19 protein-coding genes are annotated in these 17653 nt (G+C 73.2%); 8 read left to right on the top strand and 11 right to left on the bottom strand.

The annotated features are described in order from the left end of the window. Positions 1–44: 44 nt before the first annotated feature. Positions 45–827, bottom strand: a complete 783-nt coding sequence (locus tag ACOJTC_RS17965; protein WP_204927224.1) for an aldo/keto reductase — start codon at positions 825–827, stop codon at positions 45–47. A 115-nt stretch (positions 828–942) separates the two neighbouring features. Between ACOJTC_RS17965 and ACOJTC_RS17970 the strand changes: the two genes are divergently transcribed. After that, positions 943–2130, top strand: coding sequence for a threonine synthase (locus ACOJTC_RS17970; protein WP_420117747.1), 1188 nt, complete (start codon positions 943–945; stop codon positions 2128–2130). Between the two features lie 53 nt (positions 2131–2183). On the opposite strand, the gene ACOJTC_RS17975 is transcribed toward ACOJTC_RS17970, so the two are convergent. Together ACOJTC_RS17975 and ACOJTC_RS17980 are read right to left on the bottom strand one after the other, a co-directional pair. Continuing rightward, positions 2184–2576 (bottom strand): cupin domain-containing protein, encoded by a 393-nt coding sequence (locus tag ACOJTC_RS17975; protein WP_420117748.1) that lies wholly within the window; start codon positions 2574–2576, stop codon positions 2184–2186. A 250-nt stretch (positions 2577–2826) separates the two neighbouring features. Beyond that, positions 2827–3234 carry a hypothetical protein gene (locus ACOJTC_RS17980; RefSeq protein WP_420117749.1) on the bottom strand — a complete coding sequence of 136 codons (408 nt, stop codon included), beginning with the start codon at positions 3232–3234 and terminating at the stop codon, positions 2827–2829. A 291-nt stretch (positions 3235–3525) separates the two neighbouring features. On the opposite strand from ACOJTC_RS17980, the gene ACOJTC_RS17985 reads away from it, so the two are divergent. Further along, positions 3526–4215 carry a response regulator transcription factor gene (locus ACOJTC_RS17985; RefSeq protein ID WP_204927228.1) on the top strand — a complete coding sequence of 230 codons (690 nt, stop codon included), beginning with the start codon at positions 3526–3528 and terminating at the stop codon, positions 4213–4215. A 97-nt stretch (positions 4216–4312) separates the two neighbouring features. On the opposite strand, the gene ACOJTC_RS17990 is transcribed toward ACOJTC_RS17985, so the two are convergent. Continuing rightward, entirely contained in the window at positions 4313–5662 is a 1350-nt protein-coding gene (locus tag ACOJTC_RS17990; RefSeq protein ID WP_420117750.1) for a cellulose binding domain-containing protein, read from the bottom strand. A 219-nt stretch (positions 5663–5881) separates the two neighbouring features. Here ACOJTC_RS17990 and ACOJTC_RS17995 point away from each other — a divergent pair, with 219 nt between their 5' ends. Further along, a complete protein-coding gene (locus ACOJTC_RS17995; protein WP_420117751.1) occupies positions 5882–6988 on the top strand; it encodes a beta family protein in 1107 nt (368 codons plus the stop codon). Positions 6989–6993: 5 nt separating this feature from the next. Here ACOJTC_RS17995 and ACOJTC_RS18000 read toward each other — a convergent pair whose 3' ends face one another. Next, positions 6994–7275: an adhesin gene (locus ACOJTC_RS18000; protein ID WP_204927231.1), complete on the bottom strand. Its 282-nt coding sequence runs from the start codon at positions 7273–7275 to the stop codon at positions 6994–6996. Positions 7276–7491: 216 nt separating this feature from the next. Between ACOJTC_RS18000 and ACOJTC_RS18005 the strand changes: the two genes are divergently transcribed. Together ACOJTC_RS18005 and dacB are read left to right on the top strand one after the other, a co-directional pair. After that, a complete protein-coding gene (locus tag ACOJTC_RS18005; protein WP_204927232.1) occupies positions 7492–8217 on the top strand; it encodes an MIP/aquaporin family protein in 726 nt (241 codons plus the stop codon). Between the two features lie 103 nt (positions 8218–8320). Then, on the top strand, positions 8321–9904 hold the full coding sequence (gene dacB / locus ACOJTC_RS18010) for a D-alanyl-D-alanine carboxypeptidase/D-alanyl-D-alanine endopeptidase (RefSeq protein ID WP_420117752.1): 1584 nt from the start codon (positions 8321–8323) through the stop codon (positions 9902–9904). A 16-nt stretch (positions 9905–9920) separates the two neighbouring features. Here the strand turns inward: dacB and ACOJTC_RS18015 are convergent, their stop codons facing one another. The 3 genes from ACOJTC_RS18015 to ACOJTC_RS18025 all read right to left on the bottom strand — a co-directional run bounded on the left by ACOJTC_RS18015 (position 9921) and on the right by ACOJTC_RS18025 (position 12150). Further along, positions 9921–10358 (bottom strand): nitroreductase family deazaflavin-dependent oxidoreductase, encoded by a 438-nt coding sequence (locus ACOJTC_RS18015; protein WP_420117753.1) that lies wholly within the window; start codon positions 10356–10358, stop codon positions 9921–9923. Positions 10359–10433: 75 nt separating this feature from the next. Next, the gene (locus ACOJTC_RS18020; RefSeq protein ID WP_307826330.1) at positions 10434–11333 is read right to left on the bottom strand and encodes a hypothetical protein; all 900 of its coding nucleotides are present in this window, start codon (positions 11331–11333) and stop codon (positions 10434–10436) included. 223 nt (positions 11334–11556) lie between these two features. Next, complete coding sequence (locus ACOJTC_RS18025; protein WP_357931600.1) at positions 11557–12150, bottom strand: pentapeptide repeat-containing protein; 594 nt, start codon at positions 12148–12150, stop codon at positions 11557–11559. A 77-nt stretch (positions 12151–12227) separates the two neighbouring features. Between ACOJTC_RS18025 and ACOJTC_RS18030 the strand changes: the two genes are divergently transcribed. Next, entirely contained in the window at positions 12228–13460 is a 1233-nt protein-coding gene (locus tag ACOJTC_RS18030) for a serine hydrolase domain-containing protein (RefSeq protein WP_420117754.1), read from the top strand. Between the two features lie 42 nt (positions 13461–13502). Here ACOJTC_RS18030 and ACOJTC_RS18035 read toward each other — a convergent pair whose 3' ends face one another. Next, the gene (locus ACOJTC_RS18035; protein WP_420117755.1) at positions 13503–14561 is read right to left on the bottom strand and encodes a hypothetical protein; all 1059 of its coding nucleotides are present in this window, start codon (positions 14559–14561) and stop codon (positions 13503–13505) included. Between the two features lie 128 nt (positions 14562–14689). On the opposite strand from ACOJTC_RS18035, the gene ACOJTC_RS18040 reads away from it, so the two are divergent. After that, positions 14690–15331, top strand: a complete 642-nt coding sequence (locus tag ACOJTC_RS18040) for an NAD(P)-dependent oxidoreductase (RefSeq protein WP_420117756.1) — start codon at positions 14690–14692, stop codon at positions 15329–15331. A 38-nt stretch (positions 15332–15369) separates the two neighbouring features. On the opposite strand, the gene ACOJTC_RS18045 is transcribed toward ACOJTC_RS18040, so the two are convergent. After that, positions 15370–15834, bottom strand: coding sequence for a PPOX class F420-dependent oxidoreductase (locus ACOJTC_RS18045; RefSeq protein ID WP_377681928.1), 465 nt, complete (start codon positions 15832–15834; stop codon positions 15370–15372). Positions 15835–15862: 28 nt separating this feature from the next. Further along, entirely contained in the window at positions 15863–16498 is a 636-nt protein-coding gene (locus tag ACOJTC_RS18050; RefSeq protein WP_420117757.1) for a DUF6642 family protein, read from the bottom strand. Positions 16499–16817: 319 nt separating this feature from the next. On the opposite strand from ACOJTC_RS18050, the gene ACOJTC_RS18055 reads away from it, so the two are divergent. Next, a complete protein-coding gene (locus tag ACOJTC_RS18055; RefSeq protein WP_420117758.1) occupies positions 16818–17597 on the top strand; it encodes a D-Ala-D-Ala carboxypeptidase family metallohydrolase in 780 nt (259 codons plus the stop codon). The last annotated feature ends 56 nt before the right edge of the window (positions 17598–17653 follow it).

Here is a 17653-nt window from a genome sequence, read left to right on the forward strand (position 1 = left end):
GGGGCGTGACCCACAGGGTCACGCCCCCCGCACCCCGTCCGGGCTCAGCCACCCAGGGCGTCGATGTCGCGCATCTCCTCGGCGGTCAGCGAGAAGTTCCAGATGTCGACGTTGGCGCGGATGCGTTCCGGGGTCACCGACTTGGGGATCACCACGATCTCGTGGTCGACGTGCCAGCGCAGCACCACCTGCGCCGGGGAGACGTCGTGCGCGGCGGCGATCCGGGTCAGCACCGGATCGGCCAGGTCGCTGGCCTTGAACGGGCTGTAGCCCTCCAGCACGATCCCCCGGTCCCGGTGCTCGGCGTGCCGCTGCCGGTCGTACAGCGACGGGCTCCACCGGATCTGGTTGACCGCCGGGTTCTCCTCGGTCGCCTGGATCAACTCGTCGAGCTGCGCGGTGGCGTAGTTGCTCACCCCCACCGCCCGGGTGAGGTCCGCGTCCCGGGCGGCCAGCAGCTCGCGCCAGACCGGGATGCTGTCCGCGGGCGACGACGGCGGCCAGTGGATCAACCAGAGGTCGACGTGGTCGGTGCCCAGCGCCCGCAGGCTCGCCTCGATCGTCTCCCGTTCCCGGCCGACCCGGTCCGGCGGCAGCTTGGTGGTGATGAAGACGTCCTCGCGGCGCAGCCCGCTCTCCCGCACCGCCCGGCCCACCTCCTCCTCGTTGCCGTACATGGTGGCGGTGTCGATGTGCCGGTAGCCGGCGTCCAACGCGGCCAGCACGGCGTCGTAGCCGGCCCGGCCGGTCGCCTGCCAGGTGCCGAACCCGAGCAGCGGCATCCGGACGTCACCGGGGAGCAGGACGGTGGGTTGGTCGAGATCCATGTCGACGGTTCTACCCATGATCGGCGCGAGCATGCCGGGCGAGCGGCGAACCCGGGCCGATTGCCGGAGAATGCCGGTGTGCCGAGCACCGACCGGGCCGACGGCGAGGAGCATCGTGTACCTGACCCACCTGGAGTGTCCCCGCTGCGGCCGGGAGCACGACGCCCACCGGCTCACCAACCTGTGTGACTGCGGGTCACCGCTGCTGGCCCGCTACGACCTGGCGGCGGTGGCCGCCGCCGTGACGCCCGAGCGGTTCGGGCTGCGCCCGGCCGACCTGTGGCGTTACCGGGAGCTGCTGCCGGTGGCCGACGAGCGGCACGTCACCACGTTGGGTGAGGGCTGGACGCCGCTGTGGCGCGCGCCGGCGTACGGCCACGAGATCGGCGTGGCCGACCTGATCGTCAAGGACGAGGGGCTCACCCCGACGGGGTCGTTCAAGGCCCGGGGTGCCGCCGTCGGCGTGAGCCGGGCCCGCGAGCTGGGCGTACGACGGTTCGCCATGCCCACCAACGGCAACGCCGGAGCGGCCTGGGCGACGTACGCGGCGCGGGCCGGGATGGCGGCGACCATCGTGATGCCGCTGGACGCCCCGACCATCTGCCGCCGCGAGTGCGTGGTCGCCGGTGCCGACCTGCTCCTGGTGGACGGGTTGATCATCGACGCCGGACGACGGGTGGCCGAGCTGGTGGCCGAGGCGGACGGGGCGGTCTTCGACGCCGGGACGCTGCGCGAGCCCTACCGGCTGGAGGGCAAGAAGACGATGGGGTACGAGATCGTCGAGCAGCTCGGCTGGCAGGTGCCCGACGTGATCATCTATCCCACCGGTGGCGGGGTGGGCCTGATCGGCATCCACAAGGCCCTGCACGAGCTGCGGGAACTCGGCTGGGTGAGCGACCGGCTGCCCCGGCTGGTGGCGGTGCAGTCGACCGGCTGTGCGCCGATCGTCCGGGCGTTCGCCGCCGGTGAGGAGCGGGCCCGCCCCTGGGCCGACGCGCACACCGTGGCGTTCGGGATCACCGTGCCGGCCCCGCTCGGCGACGAGCTGATCCTGACCGCGCTGCGGGAGAGCGGCGGGACGGCGGTCGCCGTCGACGACGCGGAGATCCTCACCGACCTGCGGGAGTTCGCCGCCCGGGAGGGGCTGCTGCTCTGCCCGGAGGGGGCGGCCTGCCTGACCGCCGCCCGACACCTGCGGGCCGGGGGCTGGATCCGCCCCGACGAGCGGGTGGTGGTGCTGAACACCGGGTCGGGGCTGAAGTATCCGGAGACGGTGGACGTCGCCGCCGTACCCGTGGGCTGACGTCGCCGGGCGGTGTCCCCCCGGTGGGCGGAACGCCGGCCGGCGACTGCGGGTCAGGACGTCGGGGGTTCGTCCACGCCGGCGGCCTCCGCCGCGTCGGCCTCCTCCTTGGTGTGGTGCACCACCTGGTCGGCGTGCTCCGGCGGGCCGTAGACCGTGTAGAGCACCAGTGGGTTGGGCCCGGTGTTGACGAAGTTGTGCTTCGTCCCGGCCGGTACCACCACCAGGTCGCCCTGGGCGACCTCCCGGGTCTCCCCGCCGACCCGGGCCTCCCCGGTGCCGCTGACGAAGGTCAGGATCTGGTCAATCCCATCGTGGACCTCCGCACCGATCTCCCCGCCCGGCGGAATGGTCATGATCACCAACTGGGTCTTCTCGCCGGTCCACAGCACCCGGCGGAAGTCCGGGCTCTTCTCGGCGACCGTCGCGATCGTGAAATGCTCCATGTTCCGCTCATACCCGCAACGGCAACGGATCACGCCGGGTCGTGCAGATGAGGCAATTCCCGGCCCCGGGCAGGTTTGCCTGCCGTCAGATCGGGCAACGAGCACCCCAGACCGGAGCGGGGGACCGCACCGGTCGCACCAGGTCCCCGCTGGCGTACCGCCGGAATGGCTGCGGTGGTGGGAGACGGTCGGAGCGCGGCGACGGACGGCCGGTGTGCCGTACGGCGCCGTGCGCCCGTCTCCGCCGACCTCAGGCCAGGACCGCCAGGTGGAACGGACGGTCCGAGACACTGCCGTCGGTGGCGAACGTCCTGACGAACACCCCGTTCGGGATTCCCGTCCGACCGACCACGCTGATCCCACCGGGCGGCGCGAGCCCGGCGCTGCCCGCCAACCCGATCGTGCCCACGTAGCCGGCGGTGCTCACGTCCTGGTCGAAGACGACCTGGTACATGCCGGGGGCGAGCCGGGTGGCCGACGCCGCGCCGAGCCCCCGGGCCAGGGTGCCGTTGGCGTGCACCACGGCGTAGAGCATCCGGGCCGAGGCGGGCAACCCCACCCGCCGGTCGCCGGCCAGTTGGGCATCGGCCAGGTCCAGGTCGGTGCGGCAGGGGACGGGCTGGCTGACCGGACGACGCCGGGAACCGGTGCTGGACATCGTGGTGCTCCTGCCTGCCGGCCACCTGCTCGGGCCGGGAGCGATGAGGGATGGTGATCCGCGCCGACCGAGCGGATCCGTACTTCGAAAATATGTCGGTTACACCTTTTGCGACCACACGCCCGACTGTCCGTTACCTGACATCCAACCACCGTGAGCTGCGAAAACGTGCCCGACACGGGTCGTCGCCCACCGACGGCGGTGGCGGCACCGGCCCGACCGGCCGCTCCCGGACCCACCGCCCCGCCCGGACGACGGCCGGGGCCGACGCCCCGGGGCTAGCCTGCTGGGGTGGCCCGCCTGCTGCTCGTCGAGGACGACCTGACCATCCGCGCCCCGCTGGTCCGGGCGCTGCGCGACCGGGGGCACGCGGTGGCCGCCGCGTCGACCGCGATGGAAGGGCTGCGGCACACCCTCGACGACCGCCCCGACCTCGTCGTGCTCGACCTCGGCCTGCCCGACCTCGACGGCGGCGAGCTGCTGCGGATGCTGCGCGCGGTCAGCGCCGTGCCGGTGATCGTGGCCACCGCCCGGGACGACGAACGGGAGATCGTCCGGCTGCTCGACGCCGGGGCGGACGACTACCTGGTCAAGCCGTTCACCGCCGCCCAGCTCGACGCCCGGGTCCGGGCGGTGCTGCGCCGGGGCGGGGCCGAGCGGCCCGACGGCGAGCCGGTGCTGGTGGTCGGCGGGCTACGCATCGATCCGCGCGCCCGCCAGGTCACCCTGGACGACACGCCGGTGGAGCTGACCCCGCGCGAGTTCGACCTGCTGCACCACCTCGCCGCCCGCCCCGGCACGGTGGTGACCAAACGGGAACTGCTCACCGAGGTATGGCAGATCCCCTACGGCGGCGCGGACAAGACCGTCGACGTGCACCTGTCCTGGCTGCGCCGCAAGCTCGGGGAGAGCGCCCAGCAACCCCGCTACCTGCACACCGTACGCGGGGTCGGGGTGCGGCTCACCGCGCCCGGGACGTAGCGCGCGGGTGGCCGCGCCCGGACGCAGCGCCCGGGTTGCGGTGCCCCGGGGCCGGTTGACCGGCCCGCCGCCACGGGCGGACCGGCCAACCGGTGGTTCACCGCACGGCGCAGGTGGCCACCGTCGGGGGCTGGTTGTCGCCGGTGACGACCATCCCCCAACTGGTGGTCGCGCCGGGGATCAGGCTGCCGTTGTAGGCGGCGTTGGTCGCGGTGACCTGCCGGCCGGACTGGCTGACCGTGGCGCTCCACGACGAGGCGACCTGCTGGGTTCCGGCGAAGGTCAACGCGGTGCTCCAGCCGGTGATGGCGCTGACACCGAGGTTTCGCACGGTGACCTCCGCCTGGAAGCCGCCCGACCATGAGCCGGTCACCCGGTAGGCGGCCGAGCAACCGGTCACCGGGGCCGGGGTGCCGGTGGGGGTCGCGGTGGGGGTGACCGGCGGCGTCACGGTGGGGGTGGCCGTGGGGGTGCCGGTCGGGGTCGGGGTCGGGGTCGGCCCGTCGGAGGTGGTGTAGTCGACCCGGGTGTACGCCGCCGAGCACGTCCCGCCGCAGGAGGCGGGCAGGGCGAACCGGTAGACGCGACCGTTGTTGATCAACGCGCCGGCCGCGTCGCGGACCCGGATCTGGAAGTCGGTGCCCCCGGCGGCGGTCGCCCCGATCACGTACGACTGTCCCATGTCGCTGTTCATCGTGGCGGCCGTCCACACCCCACCGGCCAGGTACTCCACCCCGTGGATGCCGTTGGCCAGGTGCGAGACGGCGATCGCCGGCCAGTACCGCTGGGCGCCCTTCATGAAGCCGATCCGGATGTCGCCCGTGTAGTCCGGGGCGGGCACGAACGACCAGGAGACGTGCCGGTTGTTCCAGTGGGTGGGGTTCATGTCCCCCACCGGCGTGCCGTTGCGCACGAAGCGGTTGAGCGAGGCGGTGGAGAGGTCCAGGTGGTAGGGGTCGTCCCGGCACCAGGCGTTACCATCGCCGCAGCTGTCCGCCACCACCATGGTCAGGGTCGCCCCGCTGTACGCGTCGGCGGTCCACGAGCCGTTGCGGCAGAACGGCTGGCCGGGCGCGCCGTCGTTGACGCCGGTGCAGTAGTCGCCGACGGTGACCCGGACGAACCGGCCACAGTTGAGGCCGTTGTTCCACAGCCCGATCTTCGCCGCCTGGCTGGCCGGGATCGGCCGCACCGGGTACGACGAGTAGTCGCCGGGCAGGTCGTAGGCGTTGAGCGCGACGAAGTCCGGCGCGTCCAGCTCCGCCTGGGGCAGGCCGCAGCCGCCGTACGGTGCGCCGAGGGCGTCGAAGTGGGTGGCGTTGCCGGTGACCGGGGTGGTCGGCTCGGGTACCGCGAGCGCCCCGGCGGGCAGCGGGACGACCAGCAGCAGTACGGCGGCGGCGGTCAGCGCCGCGAGCAGGCCGGCACGGTGACGCGAGAAAGTCATGAGGGGGTACGCCTTCCGGGCAGCATGAAGCGGGGACATGGGTCTTCGGATGCCCTTCCACGCCCGGCGTACCGCCCACCCATGCCACCACCGACACCGACCACTGTCAATGTCCAAGGTGGACGTGACCGGGGCCGTGACCGTCGACGGGACCGGGTGGTCGGTGACGCGACCGCCGTAACCCCTGTGGCGGGGGCGTCCTGCCCGGTAGATTGAGGTATGGTGCCCGCCCCCGGGGGTCGGGTGGCGGAGCCGGTCTACCGCCCCATCCTCACCAGCAGACGCGGTGAGCTGGAGGCGCTGGGTCATCTGGACAGCGCCCACGCTCCCCTGGTCGTCCCGGTCCTCGACGTGTCCCCGGCCGACACCGGCCTGCCCCAGGTGCTGCGCCGGCTGCCCGCCGGGCTGGTGCCCGCCGTCGACGTGTGCGCGCTGCCCGACGGGCCGGGCGGCGAGCTGGCCCGGTGGGGCGTACCCGTGCAGCCGGTGATCGGGTTGACGTGTGGCGACGGGCGGCTGGCCGCACATGGCGCGGCGTGCCGGGCGTACGCCCGGGGGGCGGTGGTCCGGCTGCGGCCCGGCCGGGACCGCACCGGCCCGCACGCCACGACGGCGGCGGTGGAGCGGGTGTGGCGGCGCACCGGACTCGTCCCGGAGCAGTGCGACCTGCTGGTCGACGCCGCCGACGTCTGCTGCCCGGCGGACCTGCGCGTCGCCGAGCCCCGGGTGCGCCGGGTGGTGGACTGGGCCCGACGGCACGCCTGGCGCACGGTGACCGTGGCGGCCGGCGGGATGCCGCCGTCGCTGTCCCGGCTGCCCACCGACGAACCGGTCCGGGTGGACCGCTGGGACTGGCTGTTCTGGCGTCGGCTGGCCGACCTGGGCGTCGGGTACGGCGACTACGGGGTGTCGCCCGCGCCGCCGGGCGGGGTGGAGTCGGGCGGCGTGGAGCCGGGCGACCGGCTGCCCACGGTGCGGTACACCACCGAGGACGGCTGGTGGATCTACCGCTGGTCGCGGCGGGGCGGCCGGGGCGACGAACGGTTCGCCGACCTGTGCCGCACCCTGGTCACCGCCCCGCACTGGCCGGTTGCCGGGGCGGGCCTCTCCTGGGGCGACCACGAGCTGCTACGTCGGGCCCGCCGGGTCACCGGCGCGGGCTCACTGGCGAACTGGACGGCGTGGAGCACGTCGCACCATCTGGCGCACGTGCTGGCAGCGCTGACCGGCCCGGCCGACGGGCGTCGCGGCCCGCCGACGCCCGTCGAGGACCGCACCGGGTTCACCCGCCCGCACCGGGGCGGTGAGCACCGGCGGGGTCGCTGACCGGGTCACTCCTGCTCGGTGAACCCGAACTGCACCACGCCCTCGTCGTCGACGGAGGCGTCCACCGAGCTGTCGTTGAGCAGTTCGGCGGCGTCGGCGTCGAGGAAGATGCGCGCCCCCTCGGTGTCGACCACCTGGTCGCCCTGCGCCGGCACCGGCACCAGCTCGATGGTGAGCGCGCCGGCCTCGGTGTCGGCGGCGATCCGCAGCCCACCGTCCTGGGCGACGTCCTGCTGGGCCGCGAGGTCACGGATCACGAGCACGGCGTTGTCGGTCATGGTGAGCATGATGGGACTCCTCGGGAGTTGTCGGGCGGAACGTGGCGCGACGTCAGATGCGCGCCCCCTGCGGCGGGCCGGTGCCCGCCTGGCGGTTCCGGGGTGCCGCCGCGCGGCCCTCTCCCCCACCGTGCCCCCTGACCAGGGGTTCGTCAAATAGAGCGGGGTCTGTCGGAGATCCCCGTTTCCGCTCCTCACGGCCCCGCGGCTTTCTACCCTGAGCCCATGGACGCTGCCCGACGGTACGCCGCCGAACTGATCGGTACCCTGCTGCTGGTCTTCGTCGGGGTGGGCACCGCCGTGTTCGCCCAACTCCAGGGCGGCGTGGTGGTCGTGGCGCTGGCCTTCGGGTTCGTCCTGGTGGGGCTGGTGTACGCGATCGGCCCGCTCTCCGGCGCGCACCTCAATCCGGCGGTGACGTTGGGGGTGCTGCTCTCCGGCAAGATCTCCGTGGTCGGCGCGGTGGCGTACTGGCTGGCGCAGTTCGTGGGGGCCACCGTGGCCGGCTTCGCCATCTGGGGGCTGGTCCGCTGGGGTGGCGTGGCGGACCAGACCGGGGTGTTGGGCACCAACGGTTACGGGGTGCACATCAACCAGGGCGGTACGGCGGTGCTGGAGGTCGTCCTGACGTTCCTGTTCGTGCTGGTGGTGCTGGTGGTGACGAGCCGGGTCGAGCACGCCGGCTTCGCCGGCCTGGCGATCGGCCTCGCGTTGGTGGCGGTGCTCCTGGTGGGGATCACCCTGGACGGCACCTCGATCAACCCGGCCCGGTCGTTCGGCCCGGCCGTGTTCGAGGGGGGCGCGGCGCTGCGCCAACTGTGGGTGTTCATCGTCTTCCCGCTGCTCGGCGGGGCGCTGGCCGCGCTGGCCGCACCGCTGCTGGTGAAGCCGAGCCGGCACTTCCGCGCCGAACCCGACGCGCCCGACCCGGCCGCGCCGGACCCGACCTGACCTGACCGGCGCCGGGCCACCCCCGACCGGGGCCACCGACCGTGGAAGAAAATCTACGGCACCGAGGCTTGCCCGACGGAAACCTTCGTGGCAGCGTCGGCGCATGCATCGTCGTCTCTTCCCCCGGACGCTCGCGCTGGTGGCGCTGGTCGCCACCGTGGCCGCCGCCGGCGCGCTGCCGGCGACCGCCGAGTCACCCACCCCGGCGGCCACCCGGCTGCACGCCACCATCGACGCCGTCCTCGCCGATCCCCGGCTCGCCGGGGCGCAGGCCGGGGTGGTCGTGGTGGACACCGCCACCGGCCGGACCCTGTACGACCGCAACGGCGACCGTCGCCTGGTGCCCGCCTCCAACACCAAGCTGTTGACCTCGACGGCGGCCCTGGCGCTGCTCGGCCCCGGGCACCGGTTCGGCACCGACGTGCTCACCGACGGCCGCCGACGGGCCGGCCTGGTCTCCGGCAACCTCTACCTGCGCGGCGGCGGCGACCCGACGATGCTGGCCGCCGACTACGACGCGCTGGCCGCCCAGGTCGCCGGAAGCGGGGTACGGATGGTGACCGGCAACCTGGTCGCCGACGACACCCGCTACGACGCCACCCGGCTCGGCCCGGAGTGGGCCTGGGACGAAGAGTCGTACTACTTCGCGGCGCAGGTCTCCGCGCTGACCCTCGCCCCGGACACCGACTACGACGCGGGCACGGTGATCGTGCGGGCCGCCCCGGCGGGGAAGGCCGGGGCACCGCCGGTGGTCACCATGACCCCGCCCAACGGCTACCTGCGGATCGACAACCGGGCCGAGACGGTGGCCGACGGCGAGACGACGCTGTCGTTCGAGCGGACGCACGGCGGCAACACCATCGTGGTCACCGGCCGGATCGCGGCCGGCGCGGCGGCGGTCAGCGACTGGATGACCGTCGGGGAGCCCACCGGCTACGCCGCCGACGTCTTCCGGGACGCGCTGCGCCGCCACGGGGTACGGGTGCTCGGACGCACGGTGCCCGGCCGGGCCACCCCGGCCGATGCCACCCCGGTGGCCCGGCACGACTCGATGACCCTGGCCGAGCTGCTGGTGCCCTTCCTCAAGCTGTCCAACAACGGGCACGCCGAGGTGCTGACCAAGGAGATCGGCCGGGTCGTCTCCGGGTCGGGAAGCTGGCCGGTCGGGCTGGCCGCGATCAGCGAGTACGTCGCCGACACCGGGGTGGACACCGGCGTCCTGCGCCAGCTCGACGGCTCGGGGCTGTCCCGGCGCAACCTGATCCCGGCCGGCGAGTTCGTCGCGCTGCTCGCCGCCGTCCGCCGGGAACCCTGGTTCGACACCTGGTACGCGGCCCTGCCGATCGCCGGCAACCCGGACCGCCTCGTCGGTGGCACCCTGCGCAGCCGGATGCGCGACACCCCGGCGGCGGACAACGTGCACGCCAAGACCGGCAGCCTGACCGGGGTGTCCGGCCTCTCCGGCTACGCCACCGACGCCGACGGCCGGCTGCTCGCCTTCTCGGTGGTGTTCAACAACCACCTGACCTCGTCGGTCAAGGGGTTGGAGGACCAGATCGCCATCGCCCTGGCCAGCTACCGCGAGAGTGACGGCGGGTCGGCTCGGGCCACCCCGCCGGTGGCCCCGGAGGCCCCCCGGGTGCCCGAGGGTCGGGAGTGTTCCTGGGTCAAGCCGATCGTCTGCTGAGCCGGTCCGGCCCGGCTCAGCGCCGCTGCAGCACCACCACCGGGATCTCCCGCTCGGTCTTGCTCTGGTACTCCTCGTAGGCGGGCCAGATCGCGGTCATCGTCGGCCACATCCGGGCCCGCTCGGCCGGCTCGGCGGTGCGCGCCCGCACCTCGAACGTCTCCGGGCCCACCTGCACCCGGGCCTCGGGGTCGTCGAGCAGGTTGAGGTACCAGGAGGGGTGCTGGGGCGCACCGCCCTGGGAGGCGACGACCAGGTAGTCGTCGCCGTCCCGGCCGTAGATCAGGGCGGTGCGGCGCAGTTTGCCGCTGCGCCGGCCCCGGGTGGTCAGCAGCAGGGTGAACACGCCCGGCTGCCACTCGTGCCCCTCCGCGCCGCCGGTGGCGACGTACCGGCGGATGTGGTCGGCGACCCAGCCCTCGGGGCTGTCCAGCACCTGTTCGTCGGTCGGCATCGGCATCTCCGGTGACTCGTGGGCATCGACCCGGACACGCTAACCCGACCCGACGCCCGGAACCGGGTGAACGACTCAGCGCACCGCCGCCGCCTGGAGGTTCACGTTGCCGCAGCTGTTGCGGAAGGTGCCCTCGACCGTCCAGCGGATCAGCAGCTTCTCGCCCCTCGGCACCCGGAACTTGATGACGAACTGGGCGGTGTGCGTGGTGTGCGGGTCCTCCAGCCGCAGGGTGCGGGTCGACCCGCCGGTGGACAGCCGCACGTCCAGCCGCCCCTGGGCCATCCAGATGCCGGCGAACAGGTGCACCGTACGCGGTTCGCCGTCGCCGGCCACGGACAGCGCGAACCCGTTGCCCGCACCGCAGACGAACACCCCGGTGGCGGTGGCGGGGACGACCGGCACCGGTGCCCCGTCACGCCATCCGAACAGCTCGGGGTTGGTGTCGTAGCGGTCGCGGGCGCCCCGGCCGCCCTCGTCCCGGATCTCGCCGGTGCCGCCGCCCTTGCGGATCACGGTCTCCGGCCGGTTGAGCCCCCAGTGCACCCAGTCCCGGGTGCCCAGCGCGGTCAGGTCCACCTCGGCCGGCACGTCGGCCCGGGAGACGCTCAGCGTCGGTGCGGCCGGCGACGAGGACGCCACCGGGGTGGCCGGCGGTGTCGGCGGCACGCTCGGCGGCGGGGTGCGTTCCCGGGGCTGCAGGCCGGGTTCGACGACCCCGGCCTCGGCCGACACACCCACCCCCGCCGCCCCGGTCGGATAACCGGCCGGGGTCGGGGCGCCGGCCGGCAGCACCAGGTCGGGCTCCGACGGGTCCGGGTCCGGGCCCAGATAGGTCACCAGCACCGCGAGGCAGGCCAGGGTGGCCACCGAACCGATCGCCCAGCGGCGGCGTTGCCGACGACGGGCCTCCCGCCGCTGCGCGCTGCGCGTCGTCGGGCCCGGCCCGATCCGCCAGGTCTCTTGGTCGTTCACGCGTGTCCCACTCCCCAGCCCGACGCCCGCGACCGGTCGGGGAGGGGGTTCGGTCGCGGCGTGAGCGTTCTCACGTTTTCATTTCAAGGCCGTGATGCGCCATATGCCAGCGGGAGGGCGTTTCCAGTTTGTTACCAAGTGATCCCGATGGAAAGTTTCCTAATTGTTGGAAAACCGCAGCTCAGGGCTGAAATGGTGGGGAGATCGACAGAGGGCGTTCCGGTCAGCGGATCTCGAAACCCAACGCCTGCGCCAGCACCATCGCCTGCTGCGGGTCGATCACCGCGCCGACCCGCTCGACCGCCGTCGGGTCGAGCGCGGTCAGGTCACTGCCCCGCAGGTCGGCCCGGGTGAACCGTGCCCCGCGCAGCTGGGCGGCCGAGAGGTCCACCCGGGCCAGGGTCGCGCCGGTCAGGTCCGCCCCGGACAGGTCGGCCTCCCGCATCCGTACGTCGCTGAACCGCGCGCCGCGCAGGTCGGCACCGGGCAACCCGACGAACGACCAGTCCCCGCCCGAGACCCGCAGCGGACGCAGCGCGCACCCCTCGAACGTGCTGCCGACCAGCTTGCAGCCGGTGAACTCGGCCTCGAACAGGTTGCACCGGCGGAACCCGCAACGGACGAAGGCCGAGTCGGTGTGCCGGGAGGCGTTGAACGACACCCCGCCGAAGTCGCACCCGGTGAACGAGGCGCCCCGGCTGACCGCCTCGGTCAGGTCGACGTCGGTGAAGACGCAGCGCACGAAGTGCCTGTCGGTCAGCTCCTCGGCGTACCAGTCGGTGTGGCGGAACGTCTCGTCCTCGATGGTCTGCGGCACCGCCCCACCCTAGGTGCGAGCACCGACACCACCACCGCACCTTTCGTCCGACGCGTACCGGCTAGTAGTTTCGGCGGGTGAGCGTGGCACCCAGTACCGACCCGGCCCGTACCGGCTTCGACCCGGCCCGGCTGGCCCGCATCGACGAACACTTCGGCAGGTACGTCGACGACGGGCGGCTGGCCGGTTGGCAGATCGTCGTCACCCGCCGCGGCGAGGTCGCGCACTCCTCGGTCTACGGGATGCGCGACGTGGAGGCCGGCACCCCGGTCGAGCCGGACACCATCTGGCGGATCTACTCGATGACCAAGCCGATCACCTCGGTCGCGGCGATGATGCTGTGGGAGGAGGGCCGGTTCGAGCTGACCGACCCGATCAGCCGCTGGCTGCCCGAGTTCGCCGACGTCCGGGTCTTCGACAAGGGGTCGGCGCTCAAGCCTTACACGGTGCCGGCGGTCGAGCCGATCCGGGTGTGGCACCTGCTCACCCACACCGCCGGGCTGACCTACGGGTTCGCGCAGACCTCGGTGGTCGACGCGCTCTACCGGGCCGCCGGCTACGACCTCGACGTCCCGCCGGGGCTCGACCTGGCCGGGGCGAGCGCCGGGATGGCGAAGCTGCCGCTGCTGTTCCAGCCCGGCACCGGCTGGAACTACGGGGTCTCCACCGACGTGCTGGGTCGGCTGATCGAGGTGGTCTCCGGGCAGGGCCTGGCCGACTTCCTCACCGATCGGATCCTCACCCCGCTGGGCATGACCGACACCCGGTTCTGGGTCGACCCGGCCGACGCCAAGCGGCTCGCCGCCCTGTACATGCCGCACCCGGGCACCGGCCGGGCGGTCCGCGCCGACCAGCTCGGTGCCGCCGCGCTGACCCGCCCGCGGTGCTTCTCCGGCGGGGGCGGGCTGGTCTCCACCGCCGCCGACTACCACCGGTTCACCCAACTGCTGCTGCGCGGCGGCGAGCTGGACGGCGTACGCCTGCTCGGGCCCCGCACGGTGCGCTACATGACCCGCAACCACCTGCCCGGCGGTGGCGACCTGGCGTCGCTGCAGCCGCAGGGGTTCGCCGAGACGGTGCTGGACGGCATCGGTTTCGGCCTGGGCTTCGCCGTGGTGCAGGACCCGGTGCCGGCCAAGGTGCCGAGCAGCGTCGGCGAGTACTACTGGGGCGGGCTGGCCAGCACCGCGTTCTGGGTCGACCCGGCCGAGGAGATCACCGCCCTGCTGTTCACCCAGCTGATGCCGTCGAGCACCTACCCGCTGCGCTCCCAGCTCCGCCAGCTCGTCTACGCCGCCCTGGTCGGCTGAGCCGGCGGGCCGCCACCACCGGGGCGACGGCCCGGTCGCGGCTCAGAGCAGGTGCTGGACGCGGGTGGCCCGCACGGTCGCCGGGCCACCGGCCGACAGGCCGGAGACGAGGTACGCCCGCACGGTGCCGTCCGGGCGCACGGCCCACAGGTCGGGGACGCCGTCGGCGTTCAGGTCGGCGACCGAGATCGTGGTGATCGTCGTGGCGGTGTTCCAGTTGCTGGCGACGTGGTACTGGGTGTGGGTCAGCGAGCCGGTGCCGTCACCGTTGTCGACCAGGGTGACCCCGGTCCAGAGGAAGAGGTCGCCGGTGGCCGCGTTGCGCAGGTACATCGCCACCCCGGTGGCCGTCTCGGTGCTGGCGACGGTCCAGTTCTGCCAGTCCGTTCCCCCGGTCGGCGTGGCGTCGGCGAGCGCCACCCGGAAGAGATAGCCGCCGGGCATGCCGAGGTTGGGGTGGTAGACCAGCCGGTGGCCGTTGGTGGCGTCGCCGGTGACCGAGATCAGATCCGGGTACTCCGGGTTGACGCCGTCGGCCCCGTAGGCGTTGGCCACCTGGAGCGGCGTGTTGCCGTTGTCGTCGACGAGCTGATCGCTGAAGACGGACATCTGGTTGCCGCTGAGGTTCGGGTCGAGCATGGTGCCGTCACCGGCGCCCCGGATGATGCTGGCGTTCCCGGCAGCGGGGCCGCCGGGGTAGTAGGCGAGGAAGTCCTGCCGGTCGCCGCCGAAGAAGCGCCCCGTGATCACCTGCGCCCCGTCGAACTCGGCGGGCGCGTTGGTGCCGCCGACGCCGTTGCCGAGCAACCCGATGTTGTCGGCCGGCGTGTGCACCCGGCCGGTGCCGACGCCGGTGCGGCGCGAGGTCAGACCGGTCGCGGACCAGACGCCGGAGGCGAGGCCGGCGGTGCCGCCGACGGTGACCAGGTCCGGCACGCCGTCGCCGTCGATGTCCCGGTCGACCGGGCCGACGACCGCCGGCGTCGGGTGCCGGTCGGCCGGGGCGGCCAGGGCGGGCGCGGCCGGCACGGTCGCGGCGAGGGCGAGGGCCGCCGGAGCGCTCCAGGCGAGCAACCGGCGTGGTACGGAAAGGACGGCCATGGTGTTTCCCCCGTGGTCGATGGATCAGAATCAGACCGACCGTAGTGGATGTCCGCCACGCTCCCCCGTACCGGCCGGATCGTCCGTTACACCACCGCGACGGCGACCCGCTGCCTAGCCTGGACGGCATGGGCAACGTGGTGGTGTACGGCGCCGGGGGCACCGCAGGCTCACGGATCGCCACCGAGGCGGCCGGCCGGGGACACCGGGTCACCGCGGCGGTCCGCCGTCCGGAGGCGGTCACCTGGCTGCCGGCCGGGGTACGCGTGGTGACCGGGGACGTGACCTCGGCGCGTAGCGTCGCCGAGTTGGCCCCGGAGGCCGACGTGGTCGTGGTGGCGGTCGGCGGCGGTGACCGGGCGCTGTGGCGTACGGCGGCGGAGAACCTGGTCACCGTCCTGCGGGACCTGCCCGATCCGCCCCGGGTGATCCACGTCGGCGGCGGGGCGACCCTGCTGACCGCGCGGGACACCCCGTTCCTCGACGAGCCGGACTTCCCCGACGAATACCGGGAGGCGGCGCTCGGGCAGGCCGACGCCCTGGCCCTGTACCGCTCCTCGGCCGACGGGGTGACCTGGACGTACGTCTCGCCGCCGCCGGTGGAGTTCCACCCCGGCGAGCGGACCGGCCGCTACCGCACCGGCACCGAACACCCGGTCACCGACGGGCAGGGCCGCTCGGTGCTCAGCTACGAGGACCTGGCGGTGGCGATCGTGGACGAGATCGAGGAGCCCCGCTTCGAGAACATGCGCTTCACGGCGGCGTACTGAACCGGGCGGCGCGGCGGCTTGCGTCGTACCGGAGCGGGTCAGTCGGCGAGGCGGGCCGGGAAGCCGCCGGTGGCGATCGGGCCCCAGCCCTCGACGGTGATCCGGATCAGCGACTTGCCCTGCGCCACCATGGCCGCCCGGTACTCGTCCCAGTCGGGGTGCTCGCCGGCGATGCTGCGGAAGTACTCCACCAGCGGGTCCAGCGCCTCGGGCAGGTCGAGCACCTCGGCCACGCCGTCGACCTGCACCCACGGGCCGTCCCAGTCGTCGGAGAGCACGCAGGCGGAGACCCGGGGGTCACGCCGGATGTTGGCGACCTTGGCCCGTTGCGGGTAGGTGGAGATCACCAGGCGTCCGGCGGCGTCCACGCCGCAGGCGACCGGGGAGGACTGCGGCCGGCCGTCGGCGCGGGTGGTCATCAGCAGGACCCGGTGCCGGGGCCGGACGAAGTCGAGCAGGGCGTCCCGGTCGACCCGGGTGTTGGTTGCGACGCTGCGTGCCATCCCCCGGTTCTACCAGGTCCGGCGGGCGTCAGCCGGACCGGCCGCCGACCCGGCCCGGCTGGGCGGGGACCCGGGGCCGGGCGGCGGGCCGCCAGGCGCGGCCGTTGGCGTAGATCACCCGGAAGCCGAGGTACGCCGCGAGCGGCGCCCAGTGCGCCGAACCCATCCGCAGCTCGGCGGCGTTGTGCCGCTGGCCGTTGGCGAGCACGTCGAGCAGCACCGTCTCGAAGGCGGCCGACTCGACCCAGTCGACCTCACGGGTGAAGCCGCAGATCAGGGCCGCGCCGGTGACGTCGAGGAAGTCGCGCAGGGTGGTGTCGGAGGCGCGCAGCACCGAGCAGCTGCCGAAGTAGAGCCGCCGGCCCTCGCCCCGGCCCGCCATCCGCTCGGCGACGTCGGACAGCTCGACGGAGTCCCAGTCGGTGAGGCAGAGCCGGCTGGGTTCACCGTGCATGGCGAAGAAGCCGACCCGGTGGTCGGAGTACTGCTTGAGCAACCACCGGTCGAGGAAGTAGAACAGCTCGTCGCGGGTGGCGGCGTCCTTGTGGATGTAGCGGATGCGACCGAGCCGTTCGAGCAGGTCGAGGGTGGGCAGCACGGACCCGCGCTCGTTGAGGTCGCGGTGCCACTGCCCCTCGACACAGAAGACCCCGCCCCGCGCCACCGCGTCACCTCCCCGTCTCCGCCGGGTCGACGTTACCGGGTCCGGGTGACGGACCGACGTCACCCTCGGTGCCCGGCTGATCCGTTTCAGGACACTTCGCCGGTGTCGGAATTGGCGTCCCCCCCGTCACCGACTGGCACCTACTGCCCGAATCCCCATTCATCGCCATTCACAGGCAATACCCAGCTATCACCGACTGTGAGGACGATTCCTCTTTATTGCCGCGAATCAGCCAGGTAGCTGTCAGGGTGGAAGTTGCAGGACGTCCCGGGCGATGCCCTGTTCACCACCCCATTCACTTCCAATCGGGAGGACTTCTGTGCGCCAGAACACTGTGAAGCGGGCACTCGTCGCGTTCGCCCTGGCTCTGCCGGGAGCCGCGATCGCCACGGTGGCCGCCGCGCCAGCGGCCCACGCCGACGGCTGCTACACCTGGAAACGCGACCTCTACCAGGGGCGCTCCGGAGACGACGTCCGCCAGTTGCAGATCCGGGTCGCCGGCTGGGCGGCCCGCGGGGGGACCGTCCGGATCGACGGCGACTTCGGCCCCGAGACCGCCGCCGCGGTCAAGCGCTTCCAGACCGCGTACGGGCTGCGCAGCGACGGCATCGCCGGCAAGCAGACCTTCAGCAAGCTCTACCAGTTGCAGGACAACGACTGCACGCCGGCGCACTTCAGCTACCGGGAGCTGGACGGCGGCTGCGGCAAGGGCGGCTGGAGCGGTGGTCCGCTCTCCGCCACCGAGACCAAGGCCAACGCGGTGCGCACCATGTGGAAACTGGAGGCGCTACGGCGTGGGCTGGGTGACAAGCCGCTCAACGTCACCAGCGGGTTCCGGGACGAAAGCTGCAACAAGCAGGTCGGTGGGGCGTCGAACAGCCAGCACCTCTACGGCAACGCCGCCGACGTGACCTCGCAGACCAGGTCGCTCTGCGAGATCGCCCGCGCCTCCCGCGACCACGGGTTCAGCGGCATCTACGGCCCCGGCTACCCGGGGCACGACGACCACGTCCACGTGGACTCCCGACGGGAGAACAACCGGGACAACACCACGAACCGCACCAGCTGGGCGGCCCCGGACTGCGGCGTCAGCCGCTGACCGACGCGACGGCCGACGCCCGCCCCGCCCCCCGGGATCACCCGGGGCGGGGCGGC

It is taken from the genome of Micromonospora sp. (assembly GCF_048594385.1).
In the GTDB taxonomy this organism is placed as follows: domain Bacteria; phylum Actinomycetota; class Actinomycetes; order Mycobacteriales; family Micromonosporaceae; genus Micromonospora; species Micromonospora wenchangensis.

Excerpts from the sequence above, each read along its gene's own strand:
- ACOJTC_RS17965 (WP_204927224.1), bottom strand. The coding sequence starts at position 827 with ATGGATCTCGACCAACCCACCGTCCTGCTCCCCGGTGACGTCCGGATG.
- ACOJTC_RS17975 (WP_420117748.1), bottom strand. The coding sequence starts at position 2,576 with ATGGAGCATTTCACGATCGCGACGGTCGCCGAGAAGAGCCCGGACTTC.
- ACOJTC_RS17980 (WP_420117749.1), bottom strand. The coding sequence starts at position 3,234 with ATGTCCAGCACCGGTTCCCGGCGTCGTCCGGTCAGCCAGCCCGTCCCC.
- ACOJTC_RS17990 (WP_420117750.1), bottom strand. The coding sequence starts at position 5,662 with ATGACTTTCTCGCGTCACCGTGCCGGCCTGCTCGCGGCGCTGACCGCC.
- ACOJTC_RS17995 (WP_420117751.1), top strand. The coding sequence starts at position 5,882 with ATGGTGCCCGCCCCCGGGGGTCGGGTGGCGGAGCCGGTCTACCGCCCC.
- ACOJTC_RS18000 (WP_204927231.1), bottom strand. The coding sequence starts at position 7,275 with ATGCTCACCATGACCGACAACGCCGTGCTCGTGATCCGTGACCTCGCG.
- ACOJTC_RS18005 (WP_204927232.1), top strand. The coding sequence starts at position 7,492 with ATGGACGCTGCCCGACGGTACGCCGCCGAACTGATCGGTACCCTGCTG.
- dacB (WP_420117752.1), top strand. The coding sequence starts at position 8,321 with ATGCATCGTCGTCTCTTCCCCCGGACGCTCGCGCTGGTGGCGCTGGTC.
- ACOJTC_RS18015 (WP_420117753.1), bottom strand. The coding sequence starts at position 10,358 with ATGCCGACCGACGAACAGGTGCTGGACAGCCCCGAGGGCTGGGTCGCC.
- ACOJTC_RS18035 (WP_420117755.1), bottom strand. The coding sequence starts at position 14,561 with ATGGCCGTCCTTTCCGTACCACGCCGGTTGCTCGCCTGGAGCGCTCCG.
- ACOJTC_RS18040 (WP_420117756.1), top strand. The coding sequence starts at position 14,690 with ATGGGCAACGTGGTGGTGTACGGCGCCGGGGGCACCGCAGGCTCACGG.
- ACOJTC_RS18045 (WP_377681928.1), bottom strand. The coding sequence starts at position 15,834 with ATGGCACGCAGCGTCGCAACCAACACCCGGGTCGACCGGGACGCCCTG.